Source organism: Halomonas sp. PAMB 3232 (genome assembly GCF_031954225.1).
In the GTDB taxonomy this organism is placed as follows: Bacteria; Pseudomonadota; Gammaproteobacteria; order Pseudomonadales; family Halomonadaceae; genus Vreelandella.
The window spans coordinates 2,319,762-2,332,919 of sequence record NZ_CP134865.1 but is presented as its reverse complement, the minus strand read 5'-3'; the positions used below and the strand labels follow the sequence as shown (position 1 = coordinate 2,332,919).

The 13,158-nt window shown below is 63.3% G+C and carries 12 protein-coding genes; 4 read left to right on the top strand and 8 right to left on the bottom strand.

What is annotated here, in order from left to right; all coding sequences use genetic code 11:
• Nucleotides 1-18: 18 nt before the first annotated feature.
• From RN346_RS10710 to RN346_RS10700, 3 genes are read left to right on the top strand one after another with little or no spacing between them, the layout of a single operon-like run.
• Nucleotides 19-1,284, top strand: a complete 1,266-nt coding sequence (locus tag RN346_RS10710; RefSeq protein WP_311961121.1) for a cysteine desulfurase — start codon at nt 19-21, stop codon at nt 1,282-1,284.
• A 5-nt stretch (nt 1,285-1,289) separates the two neighbouring features.
• Complete coding sequence (gene sufT, locus RN346_RS10705) at nt 1,290-1,859, top strand: putative Fe-S cluster assembly protein SufT (RefSeq protein ID WP_263586810.1); 570 nt, start codon at nt 1,290-1,292, stop codon at nt 1,857-1,859.
• A gap of 20 nt (nt 1,860-1,879) precedes the next feature.
• On the top strand, nt 1,880-2,677 hold the full coding sequence (locus tag RN346_RS10700; protein WP_311961120.1) for an ElyC/SanA/YdcF family protein: 798 nt from the start codon (nt 1,880-1,882) through the stop codon (nt 2,675-2,677).
• A gap of 12 nt (nt 2,678-2,689) precedes the next feature.
• Here RN346_RS10700 and RN346_RS10695 read toward each other — a convergent pair whose 3' ends face one another.
• The 4 genes from RN346_RS10695 to RN346_RS10680 form a co-directional block, all read right to left on the bottom strand.
• Nucleotides 2,690-3,136, bottom strand: a complete 447-nt coding sequence (locus RN346_RS10695) for a hypothetical protein (RefSeq protein ID WP_252109740.1) — start codon at nt 3,134-3,136, stop codon at nt 2,690-2,692.
• Between the two features lie 88 nt (nt 3,137-3,224).
• The gene (gene rimK / locus RN346_RS10690) at nt 3,225-4,133 is read right to left on the bottom strand and encodes a 30S ribosomal protein S6--L-glutamate ligase (RefSeq protein WP_263586812.1); all 909 of its coding nucleotides are present in this window, start codon (nt 4,131-4,133) and stop codon (nt 3,225-3,227) included.
• A 38-nt stretch (nt 4,134-4,171) separates the two neighbouring features.
• Complete coding sequence (locus RN346_RS10685; RefSeq protein WP_311961119.1) at nt 4,172-4,612, bottom strand: RimK/LysX family protein; 441 nt, start codon at nt 4,610-4,612, stop codon at nt 4,172-4,174.
• 152 nt (nt 4,613-4,764) lie between these two features.
• Complete coding sequence (locus RN346_RS10680; RefSeq protein WP_311961118.1) at nt 4,765-5,799, bottom strand: DUF3549 family protein; 1,035 nt, start codon at nt 5,797-5,799, stop codon at nt 4,765-4,767.
• 288 nt (nt 5,800-6,087) lie between these two features.
• On the opposite strand from RN346_RS10680, the gene RN346_RS10675 reads away from it, so the two are divergent.
• A complete protein-coding gene (locus RN346_RS10675; protein WP_263586815.1) occupies nt 6,088-6,420 on the top strand; it encodes a YqcC family protein in 333 nt (110 codons plus the stop codon).
• Between the two features lie 91 nt (nt 6,421-6,511).
• Here RN346_RS10675 and RN346_RS10670 read toward each other — a convergent pair whose 3' ends face one another.
• The 4 genes from RN346_RS10670 to RN346_RS10655 form a co-directional block, all read right to left on the bottom strand.
• Entirely contained in the window at nt 6,512-7,150 is a 639-nt protein-coding gene (locus RN346_RS10670; RefSeq protein WP_311961117.1) for an OmpW family outer membrane protein, read from the bottom strand.
• Between the two features lie 153 nt (nt 7,151-7,303).
• Complete coding sequence (gene putP, locus RN346_RS10665; protein ID WP_263586817.1) at nt 7,304-8,794, bottom strand: sodium/proline symporter PutP; 1,491 nt, start codon at nt 8,792-8,794, stop codon at nt 7,304-7,306.
• Nucleotides 8,795-8,957: 163 nt separating this feature from the next.
• Nucleotides 8,958-12,149 (bottom strand): bifunctional proline dehydrogenase/L-glutamate gamma-semialdehyde dehydrogenase PutA, encoded by a 3,192-nt coding sequence (gene putA / locus RN346_RS10660; RefSeq protein ID WP_311961116.1) that lies wholly within the window; start codon nt 12,147-12,149, stop codon nt 8,958-8,960.
• A 174-nt stretch (nt 12,150-12,323) separates the two neighbouring features.
• Nucleotides 12,324-13,157, bottom strand: a complete 834-nt coding sequence (locus tag RN346_RS10655; RefSeq protein ID WP_311961115.1) for an AraC family transcriptional regulator — start codon at nt 13,155-13,157, stop codon at nt 12,324-12,326.
• Nucleotide 13,158: the final 1 nt, after the last annotated feature.

Below are 13,158 nucleotides of genomic sequence, written 5' to 3'. Positions count from 1 at the left end.
ATCACCAAGGAGCGAGCCATGCCTGACACCGCCATTGATGTGCGTCCTGCCGTCCAGGCGCCTTTCGATTTGAAGGCGCTGCGCGATGAGTTTCCGATACTCGCTCGCGAGGTTCACGGAAAGCCCCTGGTGTATCTGGATAACGCGGCGACCAGCCAAACGCCTTCGCGCGTGATCGACGTGTTCAACGACTACTACACGCGTTACAACGCCAATATCCATCGCGGCCTGCATACGCTGGCCGACGAGGCGACGGCGGCGTTCGAAGGCACCCGTGCCCGGGTTCAGGCGTTTTTGAACGCCGAGGATTCGCGTCAGGTCATCTTTACCCGCGGCACCACCGAGGCGATCAACCTGGTGGCGCAGAGCTGGGGGCGCCAGAATCTGGGCGCCGGTGACGAGGTGCTGATCTCGATGTTGGAGCACCACTCCAACATCGTGCCCTGGCAGCTTCTGGCCGCCGAGCGTGGTTTTACCCTCAAGGTGATTCCGGTCGACGAGCGCGGCGCGCTCGATATCCGCGCTTACCGCGGGCTTCTGAACGAGCGCACCAAACTCGTGGCGGTGAACCACGTCTCCAACGCTCTGGGCACCATCAACCCCATCAAGGAGATGGCAAGGCTTGCCCACCAGCAGGGGGCGCTGATACTGGTCGACGGCGCCCAGGCCGCGCCGCACCAGAAGATCGACGTGCAGGATCTGGACGCCGACTTCTACGCCTTCTCCGGGCACAAGGTATACGGGCCGACCGGCGCGGGCGTGCTCTACGGCAAGAAGGCGCTGCTCGATTCGATGCCGCCCTGGCAGGGCGGCGGCGAGATGATCAAGACCGTCTCGTTCGAGCCCTCTGGCACGACCTTCGCTGAAACGCCGCACAAGTTCGAGGCGGGCACGCCGGCAATTGCCGAGGTGATCGCCATGGGCGAGGCGCTTGGCTGGGTAGAAAGCGTGGGGATCGAGGCGATCGGTCAGTGGGAAAGCGCGCTTTTGGCCCACGCCACCGAGCGGGTAAGCCAGATCGACGGGCTCAACATCATCGGTACCGCACCGAACAAGGCCGGGGTGCTGTCGTTCGTCGTCGACGGCGCCCATTCCCAGGATATCGGGCTTTTGGTCGACCAGTTGGGCGTTGCCATTCGCACCGGCCACCACTGCGCGCAGCCGCTTTTACACCATTTTGGGGTCGAGGCGACGTGCCGCGCCTCCTTTGCGGCGTATAATACGCTCGAGGAGGTCGACACGTTCGTGGCGGCGCTCGAACGTGTCATTAAAATGGTGAGATAACGCCTATGGATATCGAGCAAATCGCAAGCCTGACCCGAGGCCAGAAATTGCCGCTGCAGCGTGATGTCGAGGCAATTGCCATTCCCTTTGGCACCACCCAGACGCTGGCCGAGGATAGCGAGGTCAGCGTCATGCAGGCCAAGGGCAGCACGGTCAGCGTGGGCTTCGAAGGGCGGCTCTACCTGATCGAAGGGCGTCACCTGGACGCGCTGGGGCTCGAGTCCCTGCCCACACCGACACTCGATGAGTCGGCCTCCGAGGCGGAGATCGAGGCGTTCGTCTGGGATCAGCTCAAAACCTGCTTCGACCCGGAGATTCCGGTCAACATCGTCGATCTGGGGCTGGTCTACGGCTGTCGCATCGACCGGCTGATCAGCGGCGAACGGATGGTGACCGTTCGCATGACGCTGACCGCCCCTGGCTGCGGCATGGGCGAGGTGATCGCCGCCGACGCGCGCAGCAAGATCCTCGGCGCGCCGCAGATCTCGAAGGTGCATACCGAGATCGTTTTCAGCCCGCCCTGGAGTCGGGACATGATGAGCGACGAGGCCAAACTTGAGCTCGGCATGTTCTAGGGCGGCCGGGGCGCTGCTGAATGGCTAGTTTCGTGAAACGCACGATCAAGTGGCTACTGATATCGCTGGCAGCGCTTTTGCTGCTGGCGGCATTCGTGTTTATAGCCGGCAACGTTTGGGTGTTGGCCAGCACCGCCCGCTACATCGACCGGCCCGTGGCCCAGTGCCGTACAAGTGACGTGGCGGTGGTGTTCGGCACCTCGAACTGGACTCGCAGCGGGCTTCGAAACCCTCACTTCAACGCCCGTATGCGCACCTCCGCGGATTTGATCGCGCGCGAGCGCGTCAATCACCTGCTACTTTCCGGCGATAACCGCACCCAGGCCTATAACGAGCCGCGAGCCATGTGGCGCGACCTTCACCGCCGCGGTGTACCGTCCACGCAGATGACGCTGGATTTCGCCGGCTTCAGTACCTACGACACCCTGGCGCGGGCGAAGGACGTCTTCCAGCTCAATGAGGCGGTGCTGGTGACCCAAAGCTGGCATCTGCCGCGGGCGGTTTACATCGGCCGGTCGCTGGGAATGGAGGTGACGGGGTGCGTGGCGGAGCAGCGCCGGGCGGCGGGGGAGTGGCGCTTGCGGCTTCGCGAAGTCGCCGCCCGAGTGGCCACCCTGGGCGATCTTTATCTTTGGGGGCGCGCGCCCCACTTTCTCGGCCCGGCGGAGCCCATCGAGGTGGGCCCCGGCGAGGCGCAAGAGGCCGGCTACGTACCGCTGGTCTACCGGCTGCCGGTCGTACTCTCTTTAAAGGACGCCGCGCTGGAAGAGGGCGATGCAACGCTCGAGCGCCAGGCACCGAAGAAGCCCGCTCGGTAAACGTTCAAAAGATCAGCGTTTGGCGCGCTGCTTTTGCAGGCTGTAGAGCTCGCGAATCAGCTCGCGACACGCTTTCATTGCGGCATCGATCACCGGTTCGATCGGCTCGGGCAGCGGGTGGGTGAAGAGCGTGGAGAGCGCCTGCATCAGCACCCGCTCCTGCTCCAGCAGCTCGTTGATCAGTACCTGGCTGTCGTTACCCACGAAGCTTTTTAGCCGACTCCAAAGCCACAGAAAGTCGTCGCGTTCGACGTCGGCATCGCGAGGCAGCATCTTGAGATGGGTGCGCGCAAGCGACTGTAGCTGGCGCATCTGTTTGAGCCTGGCGGCATAGTACGGTTTGAGGCTGTCACGCAGCGAGGGACGCAGGCGTTCAAGGTTATCCTGGAAATAGTCAATACTGTCGGCCAGCGCTTCCAGCACGCTGTCCATCGCCACCTGGCGATTATCAAGAAACATGAGCGTCTACCTCCTTCGGTGACGCAAATTGTGGCGGGGGTGGCCGGGATTTGCCACCCCTTGAGCGGATTATTTTAGCGGTTTTACCTTAACCTTTAGGCTTGGGCGGGGCCTTGCGCGACGGGGCCGCGTTTTTCTCGATCTGCTCGATGATCAGCCCGGCGATGTCCTTGCCCGTCGCGGTTTCGATACCCTGAAGCCCGGGCGAGGAGTTGACCTCCATGATTACCGGGCCGTGGTTGGCGCGTAGAAGATCCACCCCTGCGACCTGAAGTCCCATCGCCTTGGCGGCGCGGATCGCCGTCGAGCGCTCCTCCGGCGTAATACGGATGACGCTGGCGGTACCGCCACGGTGCAAATTGGAGCGAAACTCGCCTTCGGCGGCTTGGCGCTTCATCGCCGCCACCACCTTGTCGCCGATCACGAAGCAGCGAATGTCGGCGCCCTTGGCCTCCTTGATGTACTCCTGCACCATGATGTTGGCCTTCATGCCCATGAACGCCTGCACCACCGACTCCGCGGCCTGGTTGGTCTCGGCGAGCACCACGCCGATTCCCTGGGTACCTTCGAGCAGCTTGATCACCAGCGGCGCGCCTTTCACCATGGTGATCAAATCGGGAATGTCATCCGGCGAATGGGCAAAGCCCGTGATCGGAAGCCCGAGCCCCTTGCGCGAGAGAAGCTGCAGCGAGCGCAGCTTGTCGCGCGAGCGGGTGATCGCCACCGAATCGTTGACCACGTAAGTACCCATCATCTCGAACTGGCGCAGTACCGCGCAGCCGTAGAAGGTGACCGAGGCGCCGATACGCGGAATGACCGCGTCGAAACGCTCGATCTCGGCGCCCTTGTAGTGAATCGACGGGTGGTGGGCGGCGATGCTCATGTAGCAGCGCAGGGTATCGACCACGCGAGCCGTATGGCCACGGGCCTCGGCGGCCTCGATGAGCCGGCGCGTCGAGTAGAGGTTGCGGTTACGCGAAAGCAGGGCAATATGCATACAGGGCTCCGGTTCGGATCACGATAAGAGGTGCAGGTTTAGGGTTCGCCGTGCAAAAAAGCGGCGCCCGGCGCGACCAGCAGGCGGCGCATGGCGCGACGACCCAGCAGCATCGGATGGCGCATATTGCTGCGGTCGGTGAGCGTTAGCTCGACGGGGAAATTGAGCTCGCCCAGTATCACCGGCGTGCGAATCACGTAGCGCCACTCGCTGTGGCCGTTGGAGCTGGTGACGCGGCGCCGGTCATGCAAATGGAGCGTATAGCGGTGCGAGGGCGTGGCGGGCCCGCCGCTATGGGTAACAAAGCTGATCCAGAGCTGGCCGTGTTCGTCCTCTTCGGTCGTGATCTCCTCGGCGTGAAGCGCCGAGGTGCGCGCGCCGGTATCGGCCTTGCAGCAAAGATGCAGGCCAAGCTCCGGCAGGGTCACCATTTCGCGACGCCCGATGACGGCTTTCACCTGATAAGGTAGTTCCTTCACGATCACTCCTTGCGCGCCCGGGTCGAAGGCCCGGGCCGAATTCCAGATAAGGCCCGGGTATCGCTACGAAAACGGATTGGCTTCAACCACCGGCTTGATTAACGGCTGACTTTATTAACGACTGACTTTATTAATGACTGGTTTCATTAACGTTAGTGGCGCGGGGCCAACTTCGCCAGCCGCGATTGTACGGCGCTGCCCTCGGGGGCATCGCGCAGCGTCATGAGGACCAAAAGCCGCAGCCGCGGAACCAGCGCGATATCGCGCACTAGGGCGTTGAAGTCGGTATCTTCGCGAGCCGCCAGGCGGTGCAGAAACAGCGGCAGCCGCTCGGCGTCTTCTAGCCACTCCCAGCCGCGCCCGGCGATCGCCGCCAGTACGTCCGGCCCGCACGCCGCCGAGTCCTCGAGCAGCGCCAGATACCAACGCCCTACGGCCGCGCTTTCACTGGCGCCCACCGCGCGTACGCAGGCGCACAGCGTTTCGATATCGCCTTCGCTTGCGGCAAGCTCGCCGCGCTCGATCAGCGCCATTACCAGCCGCTCGTCGAGCACGCAGTGTTCCAAACACAGACAGAGTGGGCGAATCACATCGCGCTCAAACTGGTTTGCCGTAATCGAATCGGCCAGGTGTTGCTGGGTGAGCGCGTCGCTGCGCACAGTGTAGTCGGCAATACCCTGAAGGCCCAATGCCTGCCAGTCGATGGTCTGCTGACCGCTCAGGTAAGCCTCCACCGGCTCGAAGTGCTGGCTGGCGGGAAGATGCTGGTCGAAGGTGGCGCGAGCGTTGAGCATGGCCTGAAACGGCAGGCTCGGGGTGAAGGCCAGGGGGTTGTCCTGCATGAAGTGCTCACTGCTCGCCTCATTCTGACCAACGTTTGCCACGTTACGCCCCAGGGTTTCCACCAGGCGGTTCAAAAAGCCGTCGCGGGAAGCCGGCGACAGCATGCCCTGTTCGTCGAGGGCAAAGGCGAGAAACCAGATCGCGGGCTCGGCCATGTCGCCGATGCGAAACGCGACGGCCACGCGCGCCTGCCCCTGCCAGGGCATGGGCCAAGCCGTCTCACCGCGCTCGAAGGCGGCCAGCGTCTCTCGCGGGCACGGGGTGACGCGTCGGCCCATATGGTAAATGGCCACCTCGGCGCCGCTTCGCTTAAAGAACTCGTCCAGGGTATTCAGTGCTTGCATGTGATCCTTTCCTTTCGCGAACGGGCACTCTACCTTGAGCCGCCCCCGGTGTCAGCCGGAGTTTGCGCGCTAGCGCCTCTTGATGATCAAAAATTGAACAACTTGACCCAGGGCCCATCGCCGTAAGCATCTCGTCACCTTTCCATAGTTTATCCACAGCCTCTTGCAGGTTTTCTGTGAATCCGTGGATAACCGTAAAAGTGGCGGCAAAGCGATGCGCGCCCTCATGGCAACGCGGGCGCGAAAAGGCGATAATGGCACGTTCATGCACCGACTCCCCAGGAGCTTATGAGCGTACATCCATCGCTTCACCAGTCGCTGCGCGAGCTCGAAGCCGCGATGAAGGCGGCCGGCCTCTGGCGTATGCCCACCCCGGATGCCCCGGCGTTCGAGAGCCGCCAGCCATTTTGCGTCGATACCATGTCGCTGCCGCAGTGGCTGCGCTTCGTCTTCATCGCAAGACTCGACGCGCTGGTCGAGGCCAAGGCGCGAATGCCGGCAAAGTGCGAGGTCGCCCCGGCGGTCGCCGCCTATCTTCAGCAGGAGAAGGTGCGCGCAAGCGATCAGCTGCTGGTCGTTCAGGCCGTCGAGCGCGTCGACAAGGTCGTGACCGAAGGCTAGAAATGCCGCTTACCTGTTAAGCACTGGCATGCCAAAAGCCCGGCGTCGAGCGTCGGGCTTTCTTTTTGCAAGCGTTTGAACGATCCATGGGCTAGAAGCGGTAGCCAATCCCCGCCATGACCACCACCGGGTCGATGTCGATACTGCCGGCCGCGCTTCCCGCCACGGTGGCGTCGCTTTCGATATCCAGGTACCAGGCCGCAGCGTTCAAGGTCCAGTGCTCGTCGATGATCAGATCGAGTCCGAGCTGTCCCGCCGCGCCCCAGCTGTCGTCCAGCGCCAGCCCCACGCCGTCGATATCTACTTCCTCGCTTGAAAAACGGGTGTAATTGACCCCGGCGCCAACGTAAGGCTGAACCCGCGACTGGGTGCCGCCGAGCGGGTAGTACTGCAGTGTCAGCGTCGGTGGCAGGTGTTTGGTCGAGGCGATGTTGTCGCCGTTCAAGCGAACGTCGTGCTCGAAGGGGAGGGCGGCGAGCAGCTCGACGCCGAGCTTGTCGTGAAAACGGTAGCCGAGCGTAAAGGCGAAGCCCGACTCATCCTCGACATCGACACCAAGGTCGCCCAGCGCCGTATCGAGCGTGCCGTTATCACTTTTAGGGGCGACCTTGGCGACCCCGATGCGGGTGAAGAAATCGCCCTGGCCGTAGGCCAGCGCCGGGGTGCTGGTAATGAGGGCGGCCGCGGCGAACCCGGTGGCAGTGATAGTGGTAGTCCAGAGTCGACCCATGATGCTTCCCTCGTGATAGCGTGACGTTTGGCGCTGATAGCGTTGGTACAGCGTAACGCCAGCGGCAGAGGGCCTTTTTGATCTGGCTCAACGACTTAAGCGACGGCGTACAAAAAAGGCCACCCGAAGGTGGCCTTGTTCATGCTTGAGCGCTTAGCGTTCGATATGGCGATACTCGCCGGCATCGCGAGTGGCGCTACTAACCACCATGATCGCGATGAACGAGGCGATGAAGCCCGGGATGATCTCGTAGATGCCCGGCCCGCCCAGAAATTCGGCGTTGAAGCCCAGCGTGATCCAGAGCATCACGGTCACTGCACCCACCACCATACCGGCAATGGCACCGGCGCCGTTGGTGCGCGACCACATCAGCGACAGCAGAATTAGCGGACCGAAGGCCGCGCCGAAACCTGCCCAGGCGTTACTCACCAGCCCCAGTACCTGAGACTCCGGGTCGGAGGCGATGATCGCGGCAACGATCCCCACCAGCGCCACGCTCACTCGGCCCACGGTCACGGTCTCTTTCTCGGAGGCCTCCTTGCGCAAGAACAGCCGGTAGAAGTCTTCGGTCAGCGACGACGAGGCAACCAGCAGCTGGCTCGAAATGGTACTCATCACCGCCGCCAGCAGCGCCGCGTAGAGGAAGCCGGTGATCAGCGGGTGGAAGAGCAGGTCTGCGAGGATGATGAAGATCGTCTCCGGGTTTTCCACGTCCATGCCGTTACGGATGGCGTAGGCGCGCCCGAAGATACCCAGCGATACCGCACCGATCAGCGACACCGCCATCCAGCTCATGCCGATGTTGCGTGCGATCGGCACGTCCTTGAGGCTGCGAATGGCCATGAAGCGCACGATGATGTGCGGCTGACCGAAGTAACCAAGCCCCCAGGTGACTGCGGAGAGCCAGCCGATGAAGGTGAGCCCGTCCGTCCAGGAGAGCAGCGTCGGGTCGACCTCGTTGAGGGTTTGCGAGGCCTGAGTGAAGCCGCCGCCGCCTTCGCCGAACAGCACCACCGCCGGCATGATGATCAGCGCCAGCATCATGATACAGCCCTGCACGAAGTCCGTCAGGCTGACCGCAAGAAAGCCGCCGACCACGGTATAGACCAGCACCACGCCGAGCGTGATGATGATGCCGGTACCGTAGTCGCTGAACCCACCCAGGTTGATCACCCCGGCGAAAGCGCTCTCGAACAGCCGCCCACCGGCGACCAGGCCCGATGCGGTATAGACCGCGAAGAAGACCACGATGACGATCGCCGACACCGTGCGCAGCGACAGCGCCCGCGTCGGAAAGCGGTTGGCCAAAAACGCCGGAATGGTGATGGCGTTGCCGTAATGCACGGTCTGCTCACGCAGGCGCGGTGCCACCAACAGCCAGTTGAAAAACGCGCCCACGAACAGGCCGATACCGATCCAGGCCGAGCCCAGCCCCGAGACGAACATCGCCCCGGGCAGGCCCAACAGCAGCCAGCCGCTCATGTCCGAGGCGCCGGCGGAGAGCGCGGCTACTTTCGGACTCAAGGTTCGCCCGCCGAGCACGTAGTCCTCGGAGGTGGAGGTCGAGGTGCGCATGGCATAGAGGCCGATGCCCACCATGAGCGCAAAATAAGCGAAAAGACTGATCCACACGCCAATAGCCATGGAAGTTCCCCTTTGGATTTTAAGTAAAGATCGGCGCGACTTATTGTTATCGACTCAAAAGCGATTCGCCGGCCGAGCAGTCAATTTTACTTCACCCCCTGAAGGGGTGAAGGTCAAGGTTTTTATTCATACACGTTATTCATCGCGCGCTATTCGTCACACGCTATTCGTCACCAAGGGCCAGCAGCGAGGCGTTGCCGCCGAGTGCCGCCGTGTTGTTGGTGACGGTTTTCTCGGTGACGAAGCGCTGCAGGTAGTGCGGGCCGCCTGCCTTCGGGCCGGTGCCGGAGAGGCCCTGGCCGCCGAAGGGCTGCACGCCCACCACCGCGCCGATGATGTTGCGGTTGATATAGACGTTGCCGACACGAATGCGCTTGGCGATGTGGGCGGCGAACGACTCGTTGCGGCTGTGAACGCCGAAGGTGAGCCCGTAGCCGCGGGCGTTGATGGTATCGATCACCTTTTCGATGTCGCGGGCTTTATAGCGCACGATGTGCAGTACTGGGCCGAACTGCTCGCGCTCGAGCGCCTCGATGCTGTCGATGGTGAAGGCCACCGGCGCCACGAAGGTGCCGTTCTGGGTGTACTGAGCCGCCATCGGCGTTTCGGCGACCAGACGGTTCTCGCCCTTGAGCTTTTCGATGTGCGCCATCAGCCCTTCGCGAGCTTCCTCGTCGATCACCGGGCCGACGTCGGTGCCGAGATCGCGCGGGTCGCCGATGCGCAGCTCGTTCATCGCGCCCTGGAGAATCTCGATGACCCGGTCGGCGATATCATCCTGCAGGTAAAGCACGCGCAGTGCCGAGCAGCGCTGGCCGGCGCTTTGAAACGCGGACTGGATCACGTCGACCACCACCTGTTCCGGCAGGGCGCTGGAGTCCACGATCATCGCGTTCATGCCGCCGGTTTCGGCGATCAGCGTCGGCAGCGGCGCGTTTTCGCGCGCGGCGAGCGAGCGGTTGATCAGCTGCGCGGTGTCGGTGCCGCCGGTGAAGACCACGCCGGTAATGCGCGAATCGCCGCTCAGCACGCTGCCCACGGTCGGGCCGTCGCCGGGCAGAAGCTGTACCACGTCGCGCGGGATGCCGGCCTCGTGCATGAGTTCGACCACACGGTGGGCGATGATCGAGGTCTGCTCGGCGGGCTTGGCGAGTACGGTGTTGCCAGCGACCGCGGCGGCGACGATCTGGCCGCAGAAGATCGCCACCGGGAAGTTCCACGGGCTGATCGCCGCGAACACGCCCTTGCCGCCCATGGTCAGGCGGTTGGACTCGCCGGTCGGGCCGGGCAGCTCGATCACCTCACCAAAGGACTCCTCGGCGCGCATGGCGTAGTAGCGGCAAAAATCCACCGCTTCCTTGATTTCATCGACGCCGTCGGTCAAAAGCTTGCCGCCTTCACGTGAGCACAGCGTCATCAGCTCCGGCATGTGCTCTTCCATGAGATCCGCCAGCCGGCGCAACATCGCAGCGCGCTCAGAAACCGGCGTGTCGTCCCAGCGCGGGAACGCCGCCCAGGCGGCGTCCAGCGCTTTGGCCGCCTGCTCCTTGCTCGTCCACTGCACGGTGCCCACGCTCAGGGAACGATCGAACGGCACCTTGACCTCGTGGGTCGCACCCGCATCGTCTTCGATGTCGAAGGCCAGCAGCGGTTTGACCGTGTACTGCGTGTCCATGAACGCGGCCATCTTTTCCTTGAGCGGGTCATGATGGCTGCGGATGTTCAGGTTCACGCCGCGCGAGTTCTTGCGCTTCGGGCCATAAATGTCGCGCGGGGCCGGAATGCGGGTATTGGTATAGGTATCGTACTGCTTGAGCGTCTCGACCGGGTGCTGGCAAAGCCACTCTACCGGCACGTCCGGGTCGACGAGCTGATGCACGAAGGAGGAGTTGGCGCCGTTTTCCAGAAGCCGGCGGACCAGGTAAGGCAGTAGATCCTTGTGGGCGCCGACCGGGGCGTAGATACGGCAGTACGTACCTTCCGGGGCGCGGGTGAGGGCGGCATCGTAAAGCGCCTCGCCCATGCCGTGCAGGCGCTGGAACTCGAAGGCACGGTTGCCGGCATTGGCCAGCTCTACGATCGCCGTCACGGTGTGAGCGTTGTGGGTGGCGAACTGCGGGAAGATGCGCCCCTGGGTGTCGTCACTGAGCAGAAACTGTGCGCAGGCCAGGTACGCCACGTCGGTACACGCCTTGCGGGTGTAGACCGGGTAGCCGTCGACGCCCAGCTGCTGCGACTCCTTGATCTCGCTGTCCCAGTAGGCGCCTTTCACCAGACGCAGCGGAATCTCGTCGCCCTGCTCGTCGGCCAGCCGGTTCAGGTAGTGGAGCACCGGCAGCGCGCGTTTGGAGTAGGCCTGGACCACGAGGCCGAAGTGGCCCCAGCCGCGGGCAGCGTCGCTTTCGTAAATGGCGCGGAACACCTCGAGCGAAAGCTCCAGACGGTCGACTTCTTCGGCATCGATGGTCAGCGCGACGTCGAGCTCGCGAGCGCGGCGAACCAGCTTGATCACGGTATCGACCAGCTCGGCGAGCACCTGCTCGCGGCGGCCGAACTCGTAGCGCGGGTGCAGCGCGGAGAGCTTGATCGACACCGACGGCTTCGGCGTTTTGGCGTCCAAACGCTGGGAGGTCTTGCCGACAGCCTCGATGGCCTTGGCGTAGTCATCGAAATAGCGCTTGGCGTCGTCACGGGTGCGCGCGGCTTCGCCCAGCATGTCGTAGGAGTAGGTGTAGCCCTTATTGAACAGCGGCTTCGAGCGCTTGAGTGCCTCGTCGATGTCGCGCCCGAGTACGAACTGCTTGCCCATGATCTTCATCGCCTCGACCATGGCGCGGCGAATCACCGGCTCGCCCATGCGGTTGACCAGGCGGTTGATGAAGTTCGCCGGCTGGCCTTCACGCGGGTGGTCGAGCTTGAGCACACGGCCGGTCATCAAAAGCCCCCAGGTCGAGGCGTTGACCATCCAGGACTCGCTCTTGCCGACGTGGGACTGCCAATCCGCCGGGCCCAGCTTGTCCTCGATCAGCGCGTCCGCCGTGGCCTTGTCCGGAATGCGCAGCATCGCCTCGGCCAGACACATCAGCATCAGGCCTTCGTGAGTGTCCAGGCTGTACTGCTGTAACAGCTCATCGATGGTGTCGACGGCGGTATCCATTTTACGCACGTCGCGCACAAGCTCGGCGGTGTTGGCGCCGATACGTTCGAAATCCTCGCGCCCGGCGTCCAGCACCTTGATCAACTCGGCAACGTAGTGGTCTTCATCGACGATGTAGTGATCGCTTACGGTCTTCAAAAGCGAATCGAGATCGGTTTGCCACACGGCAGGGTCACGCATTTTTTTGGCGTTGAGCATTTTGGCCCCCGGGAGTTGGTAGGTGGAAAACGGCCGAGCGGTACGCCCGATGACGCTCGAATGTAGAGCGCCGGGCGAGCGGGTGTATGTCAGTTTCGCGCCAAAACGTGTCGATTTCACGGAAAGCGCGGTGTCGTGTCGCTGGCACGACGCTCTGGGCTCAGTGTCGTTGGCTTAGCGCCATCCGTCGAGCGTGGCGTGGGATGACGCGGCGCCGGACGCCGCTGCGCCCGGCGCGGGCGTACTCAGCTGATTGCGCAGCGCCCGCGGTGAGCAGCCGTAGCGGCGACGAAAGGCGTGTGAAAGCGCGCTTTGATTGGCAAAGCCGGTTTGTACGGCAATGTCGGCCAGCGCCAGCCGGCTCTGTGCGACCAGCTCCCGCGCCGCGCTCAGGCGCTTTTGACGAACGTACTGCCAGGGCGAGAGCCCGGTTTGGGTGCGAAAGCGTGCCGAGAAGTGGGCCTCGCTCAGACACGCCAGCCGAGCCAGATCCGCCACCTTCAAGGGCTCGGCGAGCCTTGCGGTAATGAAGCGGTCGATCGGCGCCAAATCCAGCTGGCGGCGCGAGGCGGGCAGGGGGGTCGCCAGGCGCGCCTTCAAGGCGCCGAGCAGGGTTGCGGCGACCCGGTCGGGCTGTTGCTCCAGCGCCTGGCCATAAAAACCGTGATCGAGTTCGCTTTCGACGAACGCCAGGTAGTGGCGAAGCGCGCCGTCGAGGGCGAAAAAGCGCGGCGCGTCGAACAGCGCGATCAGTTCGCGGTGCTCACCGGTCAGCGCCGGGGCGTCATCGGGAATATCGAAGATGAGCTGGCGGTTGTAGCCCTGCCCAGAGTAGTAGTGTTCGTGGTTGGCGGGCACCAGGCAGCCGGAAAACGCGTTGACTCGCCCGCCGAGCCCCTCGATCTCGAACGTCGACGAGCCGCAGAGCGTGATCACGATCTGATGGAAGTCGTGAGCGTGGCTCTTGACCGCGCTCGAAAGCGGCAGTTGGCGAATGGTGCTAAGCATT